The 15,292-nt window shown below is 70.7% G+C and carries 13 protein-coding genes; 9 read left to right on the forward strand and 4 right to left on the reverse strand.

The features are described from left to right. Nucleotides 1-15: 15 nt before the first annotated feature. The 3 genes from BFN33_RS15235 to BFN33_RS15245 all read right to left on the reverse strand — a co-directional run bounded on the left by BFN33_RS15235 (nt 16) and on the right by BFN33_RS15245 (nt 3,625). Nucleotides 16-1,455, reverse strand: coding sequence for a DHA2 family efflux MFS transporter permease subunit (locus BFN33_RS15235; RefSeq protein WP_069760559.1), 1,440 nt, complete (start codon nt 1,453-1,455; stop codon nt 16-18). 246 nt (nt 1,456-1,701) lie between these two features. Continuing rightward, nucleotides 1,702-2,532, reverse strand: coding sequence for an enoyl-CoA hydratase/isomerase family protein (locus tag BFN33_RS15240; RefSeq protein ID WP_069760560.1), 831 nt, complete (start codon nt 2,530-2,532; stop codon nt 1,702-1,704). A 115-nt stretch (nt 2,533-2,647) separates the two neighbouring features. Then, the gene (locus tag BFN33_RS15245) at nt 2,648-3,625 is read right to left on the reverse strand and encodes an enoyl-CoA hydratase/isomerase family protein (protein ID WP_069760561.1); all 978 of its coding nucleotides are present in this window, start codon (nt 3,623-3,625) and stop codon (nt 2,648-2,650) included. 484 nt (nt 3,626-4,109) lie between these two features. Here BFN33_RS15245 and BFN33_RS15250 point away from each other — a divergent pair, with 484 nt between their 5' ends. The 9 genes from BFN33_RS15250 to BFN33_RS15290 all read left to right on the forward strand — a co-directional run bounded on the left by BFN33_RS15250 (nt 4,110) and on the right by BFN33_RS15290 (nt 13,982). Then, a complete protein-coding gene (locus BFN33_RS15250; protein ID WP_370743289.1) occupies nt 4,110-5,144 on the forward strand; it encodes a chitinase in 1,035 nt (344 codons plus the stop codon). A gap of 194 nt (nt 5,145-5,338) precedes the next feature. Further along, nucleotides 5,339-6,637, forward strand: coding sequence for an extracellular solute-binding protein (locus BFN33_RS15255; RefSeq protein WP_069760563.1), 1,299 nt, complete (start codon nt 5,339-5,341; stop codon nt 6,635-6,637). Further along, nucleotides 6,637-7,578: a carbohydrate ABC transporter permease gene (locus tag BFN33_RS15260; protein ID WP_069760564.1), complete on the forward strand. Its 942-nt coding sequence runs from the start codon at nt 6,637-6,639 to the stop codon at nt 7,576-7,578. The genes BFN33_RS15255 and BFN33_RS15260 overlap by 1 nt, the downstream gene beginning before the upstream one ends. Further along, complete coding sequence (locus BFN33_RS15265) at nt 7,575-8,396, forward strand: carbohydrate ABC transporter permease (RefSeq protein WP_069760565.1); 822 nt, start codon at nt 7,575-7,577, stop codon at nt 8,394-8,396. The genes BFN33_RS15260 and BFN33_RS15265 overlap by 4 nt, the downstream gene beginning before the upstream one ends. Beyond that, on the forward strand, nt 8,393-9,703 hold the full coding sequence (locus BFN33_RS15270; protein WP_069760566.1) for a carboxylesterase family protein: 1,311 nt from the start codon (nt 8,393-8,395) through the stop codon (nt 9,701-9,703). The genes BFN33_RS15265 and BFN33_RS15270 overlap by 4 nt, the downstream gene beginning before the upstream one ends. Next, complete coding sequence (locus tag BFN33_RS15275) at nt 9,697-10,842, forward strand: ROK family transcriptional regulator (RefSeq protein WP_069760567.1); 1,146 nt, start codon at nt 9,697-9,699, stop codon at nt 10,840-10,842. Before BFN33_RS15270 ends, BFN33_RS15275 begins: the two co-directional genes overlap by 7 nt. A gap of 30 nt (nt 10,843-10,872) precedes the next feature. Then, the gene (locus tag BFN33_RS15280) at nt 10,873-12,381 is read left to right on the forward strand and encodes a GMC oxidoreductase (RefSeq protein WP_069760568.1); all 1,509 of its coding nucleotides are present in this window, start codon (nt 10,873-10,875) and stop codon (nt 12,379-12,381) included. Between the two features lie 21 nt (nt 12,382-12,402). Next, the gene (locus BFN33_RS15285; protein WP_069760569.1) at nt 12,403-13,014 is read left to right on the forward strand and encodes a nucleoside deaminase; all 612 of its coding nucleotides are present in this window, start codon (nt 12,403-12,405) and stop codon (nt 13,012-13,014) included. Beyond that, nucleotides 13,011-13,982, forward strand: a complete 972-nt coding sequence (locus BFN33_RS15290; RefSeq protein ID WP_069760570.1) for a sugar phosphate isomerase/epimerase — start codon at nt 13,011-13,013, stop codon at nt 13,980-13,982. Before BFN33_RS15285 ends, BFN33_RS15290 begins: the two co-directional genes overlap by 4 nt. Here the strand turns inward: BFN33_RS15290 and BFN33_RS15295 are convergent. Beyond that, on the reverse strand, nt 13,929-15,227 hold the full coding sequence (locus tag BFN33_RS15295) for an MFS transporter (RefSeq protein WP_069760571.1): 1,299 nt from the start codon (nt 15,225-15,227) through the stop codon (nt 13,929-13,931). The two genes, BFN33_RS15290 and BFN33_RS15295, sit on opposite strands and share 54 nt — an antisense overlap. Nucleotides 15,228-15,292 lie beyond the last annotated feature (65 nt).

Raw genomic sequence — 15,292 nt, forward strand, 5'->3', positions numbered from 1 at the left:
CTCTCGATCCGGGTGTCAGGTGGTGACGGGGGCTCCGGCCGGGGTGCTTCCCGGGGCGTGGTCGGTGGCTTTGTGCCTGCGGGGCATGAGCAGGGCCACGGCCGCTGCCAGGGCGACCGCGCCGGCGCCGGTCCAGAGTGCGGGGATCAGGCCGTCCACGAACTGTGAGGCGGATCCGTAGCCGCCCTGGGCGGAGAAGACGGCGGCCAGTGAGGCGACGCCGATGGCGCCGCCGACCTCGCGGATGGCGTTGTTGGCGCCGGAGGCGATGCCCTGTTCTTCGGGGCGGACGGTGCTCAGGACGAGGTTGGCGCTGGGGGCGAAGAACATGCCCAGGCCGATGCCGCAGACGATCAGTGCGGGCAGCATGTGGCTGTAGACCTCGTGCGGCTGGACGGTGAGGGCCCACAGGCCGAGGCCGATGGCGTTCAGGGTCATGCCGGCGGTGACGACGGGTGCGCCGCCGATGCGGTCGGACAGTGCCCCGGCCAGGGGTCCGGCGATCATGGGCATGGCGGTCCAGGGCAGCATCCGGATGCCGGCCTGCATGGGTGAGTAGCCGCCGACGGTCTGCAGGTACTGGCTGAGCAGGAAGATCGACCCGAACATGCCGAGCAGCATCAGCAGGCTGGCGGCGTTGATGGCGCTGAAGGAGCGGTGACGGAACAGGCGCATCGGCAGCATCGGGCTCTTGGCGCGCAGCTCGTACAGGACGAAGCCGACGAGCAGGGCGGTGCCGGTGAAGAAGCCGCCCAGTACCGGGGTGCTGGTCCAGCCGTCGGCATTGCCGCGCACCAGGGCGTAGACGATGCCGAACAGGCCGCCGCTGGCCAGGACGGTGCCGACGAGGTCGAGGGTGGGGTTGGGGCCGCGGCTCTCGTTCAGCCGCAGCAGGGCGAAGGGGATCAGTGCCAGGCCGAGGGGGACGTTGACCCAGAAGATCCACTGCCAGGAGAGGTTCTCGGTGAGCGCGCCGCCGATGAGCGGTCCGGTGGCCACCGCGATGCCACTGGCCGCGCCCCAGACACCCAGGGCCGCGCCGCGCCGTTCGGCGGGGACGGCGGCCGAGAGCAGGGTGAGCGTCAGCGGCGTCACGATCGCGGACCCGACGCCCTGGGCCGCACGCGCGGCGATCAGTTCGCCCATGCCCGGTGCGAGTGCGGCGGCGGCTGAGGCGGTGGTGAAGATCGCGAGTCCGATGGCGAACATTTTCCGGCGGCCGAAGCGGTCACCGAGGGAGGCGCCGAACATGAGCAGGACGGCGAAGGTGAGGGTGTAGGCGCTGACCGTCCATTCGAGGTCTTCGAGTCCGCCGCCGAGGTCCTTGCGGATGGAGGGGAGGGCGGTGGTGACGATCAGGTTGTCGAGCGCGGTGATGAATCCGGCCGCGCTGGTGATGACCACGGCCCAGACGGCGCTGCCGCCCCGAACCCGTTGCTCGCGTTGCTGTTTCATGGCGTTCCCTGCATTTCCCTGGCAGACGTACTGGGCGATGGATCGATGACGTGAACGCCGGCGGAGACGCCCCCGGCGAGGGCGGCCCGCGCCCGGCGGGCGGAGTCGTCGGCGACGAACTCGTAGGCACCGGTGGCGATGCCGCCGACGGCGATCCGGGCGATGTCGGTGGGGCCCGGACCTGGGCGCGTCGACGGCCCGGACCATGTCGGTCCGCGCGGCAGACTCGCCTGTGGCGAGAAGGGATCAGGAGCTCTGGTTGGCCAGGCCGACGTACTCGCCCAAGTGGTATTCGACATCGAGACCCTTGTCGGCGATCAGCGCGCCGAGCGCCACAGCACGAGCCAGGAATCCCGGGTTGGTCAGCGAGTCCACGAACCCGCCGTAGCCGGCGATCAGGTCCGTGTCCGGCGGCAGTGTCGCTCGGTTGACCATCGACTTCGCGGTCGTCAATGCCTGCCGGTCGAAGGAGGCGAGGCGGGCGACCGTCGCGTCGACGAAGGCGTCGAGTTCCGCGTCGGGCAGGGCCCGGGTGACCCACCCCCAGCGCTCGGCCACGTCGGCGTCGTAGTCGACGCTGGTGAGAATGGCCTCGAGCGCCCGGTCACGGCCGATGGATCGGGGGAGTCGCTCGGTTCCGCCTCCACCGGGAACGATTCCGATGCCGACCTCGGGCTGGCCGAAGACGGCCTTCTCGCGACTGGCGTACCGCAGGTCGCAGGCGAGGGCCAGCTCGTTGCCGGCGCCGCGGGTGCGACCACGGATGGCCGCGATGCTGACGTACGAGGCCTTGCTCAACCGCAGGACCATGTCGGTCCACACCGGCGGGTCGTCCTCGTGCCGGGGTACGGGCAGGTCGCCCGCCGCGGCGCCGTCGAAATGGTTGATGAAGAAGTCGGGGACCTCGCTGGAGAAGACGACGACCTGGATGTCCGGGTCCTCGTCCAACCCGCAGACGATTTCGTGCAGCCTCACCACGGCCTCGGGAACCATGAGGTTCACAGGAGGATTGGCGAACGTGATCCTGGCGGTCCGCGGGGTGGTGCGCTCGAGGCGGATCGTGCTGGGCTGACTCATGGGAGGCCTCCGTTTCGTAGCGGGCAGTGGTTTTGGGCGGCAGACAAGAAGCAGTCGTTTCGGTCACGAAGTTCGGAGAGGGCCGAGCGGGACGAGGTCACCGCATCGACCCGGGCTACTCGCTCGGGGTACTTCCGAATCGCCCGGCGCGGAGTGCTCGCGCGTACGTCTCAGGATTCAAGAGAGGGAGTTCGCCAGTGGCGTCCGTGGTGGCGATGTATTCCAGCATTCGCCTCTGGGCTTCCTTCGACTGATCTCTGACGAGGAACTCGGCGTGCTCGAACTGCAATCCGTCCTCGAGCGAAAGGGAGCTGCCGAAGTAGATGGACCGCTTGATGGCTCCGAGGGATTTCTTCGAGCGCAGGCTCAGATACTCTGCGCGCTCGATCGACCGTGAGAGGACCTTTTCCTTGGGCACCACTTCGTCGACCGCACCGAGTGAGAGAGCCTCCGCAGGCGTGAACGGCCTGCCTTCGAGAACGGTGACCAACGTCTGATGAGTACCGATCAGACGAGGCAGTCGCTGAGAGCCGCCGCCACCCGGTGTCAGTGCGAGCAGGACTTCTGTCAGGCCGATGACGTGGTCGCCGTCGTCCGCCATGATGCGCAGATCGCAGGCAAATGCCAGTTCCGCGCCGACGGCAAGTGCCGAACCGTTCAGTGCCGCGACGAAGATGGTGCCACTTGCGTTCATCTTCAGGAAAGTGGCATGGAACGTGTCGAGCTGCAGAAGTGTCTTGAGCCGGGTCATCCCCGCGAGCGTTCTGACAACCGGCACTCGGTTGATGAGTCTCGCCGTGCGCGCCACGAGCCTGGCGATGCGCGTGTTGATCGGCGGGAATCCAGTGCCACCTTCTTGTAGCCAGCGCACATCGGAATGACTCAAGAAGCGGTCGGGATGCGTACCGGTGAAGACGACCGCGCGGATGTCCGGATCGCGGTCCGCTCGATCGACCAGCTCTTTCAGCTGCTTGGTGATCTCGGGATCGAACAACGCATGCGGGCCTCCGTCGATACGGGCGACAAGCACCCCGGCTCGGCCCTCGACGGCAATATGTCCTGCGGGCTGCGAGCTACTTGGCGACGTGCCCATATGGTCCTCCGTTGCATGTCGTCTCCCGTGGTGCGCGCGGGAGTGCGCTGACCACGCCTGACGCTACGGACAGCGGGCTGCGAGCGGATCTGTCGTCGTATCGGTCACGGAGGGGGCGCCGCGCCGTACCGGAACGCTGAGACCTCCGCTCGGTACACCCGCTCCGGTTCCGCAATGCGCCTGCCCGGACCGGTCGCCGCTCGTCCCGCCGCGTAACCGCCCCGCATCGGTGAGGTGTTGGCGCCGGGGGAGGGCAGCCGCTTCCGTTCCGCGGGCGGGGAACCGCGCGCCACCTGGTCGAAGCAGGCCCGCGAAGCTAACTGTTAAGAACCTTGACAGTTAGGTGGTCTAGTCCAATCATTGGGCCACGGTTCATCCCGCGGTTCTCCATTCCGCAGTCCCCGCTGTCCCCGCATGCCCTTTCCCCATGGGAGCGTCAGTGAGACGACCTGGTCACCTTCGTGCGTTGCTGTCCTGTCTGAGCGTGAGCGCTCTGTCCGCCGGGCTCGTCGGACTCGGGGGAGGGGGCGCGCTCGCGGCGCCGTCCTCGCCCTCGCTCCCGGCCTTCGGCAAGCCCCTGCCCGCCCAAGTGGCGGCGCCCTACTTCGAGTCGTGGACCGGCGAGAGCCCGGCCGCACTCGCCGCGGCCTCCGGAAACAAGTACCTCACGATGGCCTTCCTCCAGACGGCCACGGCCGGTTCGTGCACCGCCTACTGGAACGGCGCGACGGATCAGCCGATCTCGAAGGCGTCCTTCGGCCGTGACATCGCCACCATCCAGGCGCGCGGCGGCGACGTCATCCCCTCCTTCGGCGGCTGGTCCGCGGACACGACCGGCACCGAACTGGCCGACAGCTGCACCAGCGTCGACGCCATCGCCGAGGTGTTCAAGAGCCTCGTCACGACGTACGGCATCAGCCGCATCGACCTCGACGTCGAGGGCGATTCCATCAACAACGCCGCCGGGATCGACCGCCGCAACAAGGCGATAGCCAAGGTCCAACGCTGGGCCGAACGCACCGGCCGCACCGTGCAGTTCTCCTACACCCTCCCGACCTCCACGAAAGGCCTCGAGGCCAACGGCCTCGCCGTGCTCCAGAACGCCGTCGACAACGGCGCCCGCCTCGATGTCGTCAACCTCATGACGTTCGACTACTACGACGGCGCCACGCACGACATGGCGGCCGACACCAGGACGGCCGCCGAGGGACTGCACGCCCAGCTCGCCGCGCTCTACCCGCACAAGACCTCCGCGAAGCTGTGGAGCATGATCGGCGTCATCGAGATGCCCGGCATCGACGACTACGGCCCCGAGGAGACCTTCACCGTCGAGAACGCGGTCGCGGTGGAGCAGTGGGCCGAGGCCAAGAAGATCAACACCCTCTCCTTCTGGGCACTCCAGCGCGACAACGGCGGCTGCCCGGGCACCGGCGGCTCCGACTCCTGCTCCGGCATCGGCCAGGACACCTGGGCCTTCAGTCACGCCTTCGAGAAGTTCACGAGCGGCGCTCGCAAGTAGCGGGACAGCCCGAAAGACGAGGGCCCGGTGCGCGGGATGCGCACCGGGCCCTCGGCACACCGATTTCGCTACAAGTTCCGAAATTATTCGGGGCGAGGACCGCCACGTGGCCGAAACACGCGGTTCATAGCGTCGGGACACACCACGCCACCGCCCTCAGTACTCGTGAGGAATCTCGTGTCACAGGAGTCCCCGTGCCCAACCTCTCCCGCCGCACCGCCCTGCGGCTGACCGCCGGAATGGCCCTCGGCGCCGCGCTTCCGCTCTCTGGCTGCGGGCGCCAGGACGACGCGGCCGCCGCTTCCGGCGCCAAGAAGGTCGACGCGTCCCCGGCCACCGGCACCGTGAACGTCTGGGCCGCCCAGGGCGACGCCGACGTGCTCGGCACGGTCGTCAAGCCGTTCAAGTCCGCCAACCCCGGCCTGGTCGTGAAGACCACGCTGATCCCGAACGCGGAGTACTACACCAAGCTCCAGGCGGCGATCGCGGCGGGCAAGGGACCGGACGTCGCCCAGTTCTTCCCCGAGTCGCAGGCGCAGTTCCTCGACTCCTCGACGCTGCGGCCGGTGCCGGAAGGCCTGGTGGATCCGGGCAGCTTCTTCAAGAGCCTCTGGGACGCCGGCGTCGTGGACGACGTGGCCTACACGGTCCCCTGGTACGCGTACACCTACGCGCTCGTCTACCGATCGGATCTGGCCAAGAAGGCGGGTGTCCAGGCGCCGACCACCTGGGCCGGCATGGAGCCCTTCCTCAAGGCCCTTCAGGGCGCAGGCGCAGCCCACGCGCTGGGAGCCGACATCGGGTGGGACATCTTCAACGGCCAGGACGTCGCCATGTACGCCTGGCAGGCCGGAGGCTCACTCGTCACCTCCGCCGGCAAGTGGAACCTGAACACGCCCCAGATGGTCGACGCCCTCGACTACAACGCGGCCTTCTTCACCGCCGGGACCGCCGACACCAGCGGGCCGACCTTCCTCGACGCCCAGCCGTACTTCGTGTCCGGCAAGACAGCGAGCATGATCACCGGACCCTGGGTCATCGGCCAGCTCGACACCGCCGCCAAGAAGAGCGGCTGGACGGCCTCCCACGTCGCCACCGCCCCGCTGCCCGCCGGAGCGTCGAGCAGCGTCTCCTTCTCCGCGGGCGGCACCTGGGGCGTCCTCGCCGACAGCGGCAACACGGACGCCGCCTGGAAGCTCGTCCGGTATCTGGCCAAGCCCAGCACGCAGGTCGCGCAGTACAAGGGGTACGGCTCGCTGCCGGCCGTCATCTCCGCGTGGGACGACCCGGCGATCAAGGGCCAGCCGCTCCTGGACGCCTTCTTCACCCAGCTCACGAACACCCGCGCGTTCCCGCAGGTCAGCACGTGGCAGCAGGTCGCGACCCGGCTGGGCAAGGAGGTGGAGGCCGTCGCCAAGGGCAAGCAGACCGCGGCGAAGGCGGCCGCGAACATCCAGGCGTACGCCGAGAGCGTCGGCACGGGCACGCAGTGATGACCACGACTCTCGTACCGGCCACCAAGAGGGCCACGGCCGCACCGAAGACCGCGGCACACAAGGCGTCCCGTGCCCGCCGCACCGCCGTCGCCTGGCTCTTCCTCGCCCCCTTCGCCCTCGTCTTCCTGGTCTACACGGCCATCCCCACGGTCGCCGCGCTCGCCCTGAGCCTCACCGACATCCGCGGCGCCGACCTGCGCACCCCGTTCGCCGTCGACTTCACGGGTGTCGACAACTACCTGCGGCTGTTCCAGGACGACACCTTCGTGCGGGACATCCTCAACACCGCCCTCTTCGTGGCCGTGGGCGTACCGCTGACGATGGGCATCGGTTTCACCCTGGCCCTCGCGCTGAACTCCGGCATCAGCCGACTGCGCGGTGTCCTGCGCACCGTCTTCTTCGCGCCCGTCGTCACCAACGTCGTCGCCGTCGCGCTGATCTGGCAGTACGCCTTCCACCTCGACGGCACCGTCAACAAGCTGCTCGGCGCGGTCGGATTCGCCGGACCGAACTGGCTGGACGACCCCCATCTGGCCATGCCGGTCGTCATCCTGCTCGGCGTCTGGCGCAACTTCGGCATCGCGATGGTGCTGTTCCTCGCCGGCCTCCAGGCCGTCCCGCGGGACGTGTACGAGGCCGCCGCCCTCGACGGGGCCGGCCGGTGGCGCCAACTCCGGCACATCACCCTGCCGTTGCTGCTGCCCACCACGCTCATGGTCTCCGTCCTGCTGACCGTCTTCTACCTCCAGGTCTTCGACGAGCCCTACCTCCTCACCGGCGGCGGTCCGCTCGGTTCCACCGAGTCGGTCGCGCTGTACACCTACCGCCAGTTCGGGGCGGGCGAGTTCGGGATGTCCTCGGCGGCGTCCTTCGTGACACTCGCGCTGGTGACCGTGGTGAGCGTCGTCCAGTTCCGGCTGCTGAGGTCCCGCACATGAACCGTGCCGTCCGCCCCGTGATGTACGCCGCCCTGGTGCTGTGTGCCCTGCTCACCATGCTGCCCTTCGCGTGGGGCGTGAGCGGCTCGCTGCGCAGCCTGGACGAGATCCGCTCCGACCCCGGGGCCCTGCTCCCGCACCACCTCACCTTCGGCAACTTCACCCGGCTGTTCGAGACCCAGGGCTTCGGCCGGTTCCTCGTCAACAGCGTCGTCGTCGCGCTGATCGTGGTGGCCGGGAACATCCTGGCGGCGTCGGCCGCCGGTTACGCCCTCGCCAAACTCGACTTCGCGGGGCGGCGGCTCGCGTTCGGCGCGGTCATGGCGGCGATGATGGTGCCGTTCACCGCGGTGTTCGTCACCCAGTTCGTGATCACCGTGGACCTGGGCCTCGCGGACACCCTCGCCGGGATCGCCCTGCCCGGCGCGGCGCTTCCCCTCTCGGTCTTCATCGTGCGCCAGTACGCCCTGTCGATCCCCGACGAACTCCTCGAAGCGGCCCGCATCGACGGCGCGGGCGAGTTCCGGATCTTCTTCAGGATCTTCCTGCCGCTGGCCGGTCCCGCCGTCGCCACGATCACGATCATGTCGTTCCTCAACTCCTGGAACAACTTCATCTGGCCGCTGGTCGTCGCCCAGAGCATGTCCACCTACACCCTCCCGGTCGGCCTCGCCGCCACCAGCCAGGCCGCCGCCCACGTCACCGACTACGGCCTGCTGCTCGCCGGAGCGATCGTCGTGATGCTGCCGGTCCTCGTGCTCTTCCTCTTCCTGCAGCGGTACTTCGTCCAGGGCGTCGCGGGAACGGGGCTGCGATGAGTACACCGGTCACCGTCCGGACCCCGGCGGGCACGGTCGCCGGCCGTCGACACCGGGACGTGCGGCGCTTCTTGGGCATCCCCTACGGCGAAGCACCCACCGGCCCACGGAGGTTCGCCGCGCCGCTCCCACGCGGGCGCTTCACACGGCCGTACGACGCCTCCCGGCCCGGGGCCACCGCGCAGCGCGTGCCGCTGTTCGCCACGACCACCATCCCGGAACCGTCGGTGCCGGGCGACGACATACTGAACGTCTCCGTCACGGCCCCCGACGCGGACGGCTGCCCGGTGCTGGTGTGGATCCACGGCGGCGGCTTTCTCGCGGGCAGCCCGGCGAGCCCCTGGTACGACGGCCGCGCCTTCGCCCGCGACGGCGTCGTCACCGTCACCGTCGGCTACCGGCTCGGCGTCGACGGGTTCGCCGTACTGGACGACGTCCCCACCAACCTCGGGCTGCGGGACGTGCTCCTCGCGCTCGACTGGGTGCGGGAGAACATCGCCGCGTTCGGGGGCGACCCGGACCGGGTCACCGTCGCGGGCCAGTCGGCCGGGGGAGCGACGGTGCTCGCCCTGCTGTCCTCGCCCGCCGGGCGCGGCCGGTTCCAGCGGGCGGTGAGCCTGTCCGGCGGCCTGTTCGAGGTGGAAGCGACCCGGGCCCGCGACCTCCTCGCACGGCTCGGCGAGCACCTGGGCGTGCCGCCCACCCGGGCCGGACTCGCCCTGTGCGCACCGGAGTTGCTGCAGCGGGGCGTGCTCGACCTGCGCGGGGACGACGACCTGCTCGTGCTCGGCCCGGTCGTCGGCGACGACATCCTGCCGGTGCCGCTCGCCGAAGGGCTGGCCGTGCACGGACAGGACGTCCCGCTGCTGCTCGGCGCCACGGGCGACGAGTTCGACGGCGACGGCGAGCGCGGGTCGCGCGCGGCCGGCACCCGGATCACGGACACCCTGTTCCGCTCCGCGTGCCCCCGCACCGCGGCCGCCCGCCGCGCGGCCCCCGCCGGTACCTGGCTGTACTCCTTCGAATGGCCCTCCCCGGCCCTCGGCGGCGCCGTGCACTGCGTCGACCTCCCGTTCTTCTTCGACGTGCTCGACGCGCCCGGCGTCCCCGAGGCGCTCGGCCCGAACCCGCCCGCGGAACTGGCCGCCCGGATGCACACCGACCTCGTCGGCTTCGTCCGCGGCGAGACCCCGACCTGGGGGAGGGCGACCGGGCGGCTCGGCGACCCGGTCCGGGAATACGGCAAACCGCTCGCGGCCGACACCCGGGGCGGGTACGACCCGGTGACGGGAGCGGACCCATGCTGACGGCCGGCATGAACCAGAGCGCCGTACGACGGGTCAACACCTCAGTGATCCTGCGGGCGTTGGCGGTGTCCGCCGGACCGCGGAAACTCACCGAACTCGCCGGGCAGACCGGTCTGTCCCGACGCACGATCGAGCTGATCCTGGACTCGCTCGTCGAGGCGGGCTGGGTCGCCGAACTCGACCGGGTGCCGAACAGCGGCTGCGCCGGACGCCCGGCCCGCCGCTACGAACTACGGGCCGAACACGCCCTGTTGGCGGCTGTGCGCACCACGACCGTCGATGCCCGGGCCGTCGTCGCCGACGTCCGCGGCCACATCCTCGGCCGGGCACACCGGCCGCTGCGCGACTACAAGGACCCGCGCACCACCCTCGACGACGCCGCCGAACTGGTCCTCCAGGCCCTCGACGACGCCGGCGGCTCGCTGGACCGGCTGCGCGCCGGGGCCATCGCCGGCGGCGGTGCCATCGACGACGAAGGCGTCGTACGGCGCCTGGTGCACACCACCCGCTGGGAGGGCGTGCACCTGCCCGAGGAGCTCGGCCGTCGCCTCCCGGTGCCCTGGTTCGCCGACAACGACACCAACCTCGGCGCACTGGCGGAACGTTGGCGGGGAGTGGCCGCCGATCACGACAACGTCGTATGGGCGATGCTCGGCAACCGGACCGGCCTCGGCATCCTCATCCGAGGGGCCGTGCACCGCGGTCTCGACGGTGCCGCGGGCGAGATCGTCGAGGCACCCTCGATGCCGGCCGGCTCGGTCGAGGACTGGCCCGTCGCCGCCCTGACCTCACCGCTGCCCGCCCAACGCGCCCTGGCCCTGGCCCGGTTCGAGGCGGCCCGCGACGGTGACGCCGCCGCGCTCGCCGAGGTCGACGAGTTCGTGGAGAACATCGCGTCGATCCTCACCACCCTGTCCTGGACGGTCGCCCCCTCGCTCATCGTCCTCGGCGGCGGGCTGGAGGACGCCGCCGACGTCCTGCTGCCCCGGGTGCGGGCCGCACTGCGGGACGCACGCACCCCCGCGGTCGAACTGCGCGCCACCGCGCTCGGCCACGACGCCCCCCTGATCGGTGCGGTGAAGCTCGCCCTGGACCGCATGGACACCGAGCTGTTCGGACCACTCGTCCCGGTCGACTGACCCCCACACCACACGTACACGGAGCTCCACTTGACCCACATCCCCCGCACCGACGTCCTCATCGTGGGCAGCGGCATCATGGGATCCCTCGTGGCCCGCCTCCTGCGCGAGAGCGATCCGGCGCTGCACATCACCATGGCCGACGGCGGCACCCCGATCGGCGGCACGCCAGGACGGCATCTGCACGACCTCGACGACCCCGCCCTGTGGTCCCGCTACAACGAGAAGGTCGCCACCGGCATCCAGGGCATGTACACGGGAGCGCAGGTGGTCCGTGAGGTCGCGGGCAGCCTCCCCGACCTCACCCCCGGCATGTTCCACGCGCTCGCCTTCGGGGAGGACGCCGAGGCGATGCCGCAGGCCGCGCTCGCCTGGAACGCGGGCGGCATGGGCGTCCACTGGACCGCCGCCACACCATGGCCCGCCGGGGACGAGGTCTTCGACTTCGGCGACCCCGACGCCTGGGCGGCCGACCTCGACACCGCACGCCGACTGCTCGCCGTCACCCCCGCCGCGATCGGCCCGACCAAGGTCGGCGAACTCGTCCTCGACGTCCTGCGCCGACGCTACGGCGGTGCCGGGCCCGCCGACCGGGACCCACAGCCCATGCCCATGGCCGTCACCCCCACACCGTCGGGCCCCATGCCCCGCACGGCACCCGGGACGATCTTCCCCGCCCTCGCGGAAGGCGGCGATCCGGCCTTCACCCTGCTCACCGGCACCCTCGTGACCGCCCTGAGCCGGGACGCCGGCCGGGTCACCGGGGCCCGGCTGCGCCGCGTCGCCGACGGCACCGAGTCCGAACTCCGCGCCGCCACCGTCGTGGTGTGCGCCGACGCCCTGCGCACCCCGCAACTCCTGTACGCCTCGGGCATTCGCCCCGAGGCCCTGGGCCGGCACCTCAACGAGCACGCCTTCGTCACCGCCCGCGTCCTGCTCGACCTCGACCGGTTCGGCCTCGACGCCGGTGCCCTGCCCCTGCCGCGCCCCGGCGAGTTCAGCACGGACTCGCTGTGGCTGCCGTGCAACGGACCCGCCCAGCCCTTCCACGGCCAGATCATGAACCGCACCTACGTCGACGAGGCCGGCCGGCCCCTCGCGCACTCCGTCGGTCTGTCGCTGTACGTCCCCGTCGAGTCGCGCCCGCGGAACCGGCTCGTGTTCTCGGCGAGCGAGACCGACCTGGCCGGGCTGCCCCGCATCCGCGTCGAGTTCGACTACACCGAGGCCGACCGCGCGCTGATCCGCCGGGCGCTGGACGAAGTCCGTTCCGTCGCCGCCGAGTTCGGCCCCTTCGACCCCGCCACCGAGTCCACGGTGCTTCCGCCCGGTTCGTCACTGCATCTCACCGGCACGGTCCGGGCAGGCGTCACCGACGACGGCACCGGCGTGTGCGACCCGGACGGGAGGGTGTGGGGCTTCGACAACCTGTATCTGGCGGGCAACGGAGTCGTGCCGACGCCCATGGCCGCCAACGTCACGCTGACCGGCGCCGTCACCGCGGTACGGGCCGCCCGTGCCGTCACCGCACGCACCTGAACCACCGAGAGGAACCGAACCGTGATCGACATCGCCAGGGAATACCGTGTGGCCCTGCCCGCCTGGATCGACGACGAACTCGCCGACGTGCCCGCCACCGTCCCCTCCCGCGAGGCCCGGATGCGTCTCGTGCACCGCCTCGCCGACCGCAACTGGCGCGAGGGCAACGGCGGTCCGTTCGCCGCGCTCGTCGCCGAGCGCGAGTCCGGCCGGATCGTCTCCGTCGGCGTCAACGTCGTCCTGTCCAGCGGGGTCTCCAGCGCGCACGCCGAGGTCGTCGCGCTCGGCCTCGCCCAGGTCGCCACCGGCAGCTGGGACCTCGGCGGCGACGGCCTGCCGTCTCACGAACTGGTCGTCAACTGGCGTCCCTGTGTGCAGTGTTACGGCGCCACGATGTGGTCCGGGGTACGCGGTCTGGTGGTCGCGGGTGAGGGCCCGGAACTGGAGGAGATCACCACGTTCGACGAGGGCCCGGTCGGCTCCGACTGGGCCGAGCAGTTCGAGACACGCGGCATCGAGGTCGTGGGAGACGTCCTGAGGGACGAGGCGCTCGCGGTGTTCCGCAACTACCGCAAGGCCATCGACGAGTCCGACGAGGTCGTCGTCTACAACGCGCGCGGGGGAACGGAATGAGCCCTCGTTTCGCGACCGATGTCGTCACCTTCTACCACCCCGGATTCTGGGACCTCGACTCCGCCGAAGCGGTCCGCGAATGGGCCGCGGATCATCCGGACCGCTTTTGGCAGCGGGTCCTGGACGCGCTCGCCGAGACCGAGGTCACCGGCATCGAGCTGACGTTCGCGCCCGGCGACATCGCCTCGGTCCTGCGCGCCTACGGCAGCGCGGAGGCGTTCCGCCGGGAACTGGCCGGCCGGGGCCTGGCCGTCGTCAGCGCCTTCGTCGCCGACAGCGACGCCCCCGACTGGCGGCACGGCGACAACCTCCCCGCGATCGTCGCCGACGCCGAGCGCCGCGCCGCCTTCCTCGCCGAGGTGGGCGCCGAGGTCCTCGTCGCCGGACTGCCCATGAGGGCGACGTACGGCACCCGCCCGCCCTTCTTCGTCGACGCCGCCTACATGACCCGCATGGCCGGCATCGCGCACGCGGTGGGCGAGGCGGTGTCCCGGCACGGGGTGCGGCTGGCCTTCCACACCGAGTCCCACAGCACCCTCTGGTACGAGCGGGACATCGACCTGTTCATGGCCCTGACCGACCCGCGCTATGTGTGGCTGTGCCCCGACTCCTGCCACATCGCCCTGGGCGGCGGCGACCCCGTCGCGGTGGCCCGGCGCCACACTCCGCGCACGGCCCTGGCCCACTGGAAGGACGCGGTCGCCCCGATCGACGTCCACCTCACGATCGACGACACGGTGTACGCCCAGCAGCAGCCGTACATGACGGAGCTGGGCACGGGGATCGTCGACTGGGAGGGCTGGGCGGACGCGATGTCGGGCACACCCGGCGCGGGTACGGTCCTGATCGAACTGGACGAGGCCGCCGATCCGGTGGGCGCGCTGCGGTCGGGAACGGCGGTGGCGAAGCGGGCGCTAGCGGCGCAGTTCTCCGTGGGCGGTCTCCGGCAGCCGCAGATAGACCAGTGACGAGCCGAGGCACAGGACGGCCACGTACCACGGGAACACTCCCGCGTGCCCCAACTCCTTGAACAGCGTGCCCACATACGGTGCCGTCCCCCCGAACAACGCGACCGTCAACGAGTAGGGGAACCCGATCCCGGCCGCCCGCACCCGCGCCGGAAACACCTCCGCGTTCACCGCCGCGCTGATCGATGTGAACCCGGTCAGCAACACCATCCCCGCGCACTGCACGAGCAGCAGCACCACGAAGGAGTCACGCAGCGCGTGCAGCAGCGGCACGCTCAGCAGCGCGAAGCCCAGCCCGAAGAACAGCAGCAACGGCCGCCGCCCGAAGCGGTCCGACAGCAACCCGCCGAGCGGCTGCAGCACCCCGAAGAAGGCGAGCGAGATCGTCCCCGCGAGCAACGCGTCCGACTTGTCGACACCGGCATCGATCTCGGCGTACGTCGGCAGATACGACGTCCACGTGTAGTACGCGATCGTGCCCCCCATCGTGATCCCGCAGATCAGCAGGGACTCACGCGGATGGCGCCGCACCCCCTCGAGCAGCCCGGGACGCGGCGCCCGCCGCTGTTCCTCGCTGCGCGTCTCCTGCGCGCCCTGCCGGATCCAGAACCCGACCAGGGACAGCACGGCCCCGAGGGCGAACGGCACGCGCCACCCCCAGCTGTCCATCCGCGCCTCGTCCAGCGTGTCCACCAGCAGGGTGGCGATCCCGGAGGCGACGAGCTGCCCGGCCGTCGTCGACACGTACTGGAAGCTGGAGAACAGCCCGCGCCGGCCGGGCCGCGCCGACTCGACCAGGAAGGTGGTCGAGGCCGCGAACTCCCCGCCCACGGAAAGCCCTTGGAGCAGTCGCGCGAGCACCAGCACGACCGGGGACAGGACCCCGACCGCCGCGTACGTCGGGGTCAGTCCGACCAGCAGACTGCTGCCGCCCATCAGCAGAATGGTGACCGTCAGCGCCGAGCGCCGCCCGTGCCGGTCCGCGATCGCCCCCATCAGCAGCCCGCCGACCGGCCGCATGAAGAACCCGACGGCGAACACCGCGAACGTCGACAGCAGCGGCACCAGCGAGTTGTCCGCGCCCCTCGGGAAGACCGCGCCGGCGATGTAGGTCGCCAGAAACGTGTAGGCGTACCAGTCGTACCACTCCACGGCATTGCCCACGGAAGCGGCGAGAAGCTGCCGCACGGGCCGCTCGGTGGGCGGTGCGTCCAGACGTGGCATCTCTGTCATGATCGCGACCATCCCCCGATCGAGGTCCGGCACACCTCCCGTACCCGCGACTTTCACACCAGCGCCACCGGACCCTT

The organism is Streptomyces sp. LUP47B, from assembly GCF_001746295.1.
Classification (GTDB): domain Bacteria; phylum Actinomycetota; class Actinomycetes; order Streptomycetales; family Streptomycetaceae; genus Streptomyces.

Bases quoted from the DNA above. Each gene is read 5' to 3' on its own strand.
- BFN33_RS15235 (WP_069760559.1), bottom strand. From the start codon at position 1,455: ATGAAACAGCAACGCGAGCAACGGGTTCGGGGCGGCAGCGCCGTCTGG.
- BFN33_RS15240 (WP_069760560.1), bottom strand. From the start codon at position 2,532: ATGAGTCAGCCCAGCACGATCCGCCTCGAGCGCACCACCCCGCGGACC.
- BFN33_RS15245 (WP_069760561.1), bottom strand. From the start codon at position 3,625: ATGGGCACGTCGCCAAGTAGCTCGCAGCCCGCAGGACATATTGCCGTC.
- BFN33_RS15260 (WP_069760564.1), top strand. From the start codon at position 6,637: ATGACCACGACTCTCGTACCGGCCACCAAGAGGGCCACGGCCGCACCG.
- BFN33_RS15265 (WP_069760565.1), top strand. From the start codon at position 7,575: ATGAACCGTGCCGTCCGCCCCGTGATGTACGCCGCCCTGGTGCTGTGT.
- BFN33_RS15270 (WP_069760566.1), top strand. From the start codon at position 8,393: ATGAGTACACCGGTCACCGTCCGGACCCCGGCGGGCACGGTCGCCGGC.
- BFN33_RS15275 (WP_069760567.1), top strand. From the start codon at position 9,697: ATGCTGACGGCCGGCATGAACCAGAGCGCCGTACGACGGGTCAACACC.
- BFN33_RS15290 (WP_069760570.1), top strand. From the start codon at position 13,011: ATGAGCCCTCGTTTCGCGACCGATGTCGTCACCTTCTACCACCCCGGA.
- BFN33_RS15295 (WP_069760571.1), bottom strand. From the start codon at position 15,227: ATGGTCGCGATCATGACAGAGATGCCACGTCTGGACGCACCGCCCACC.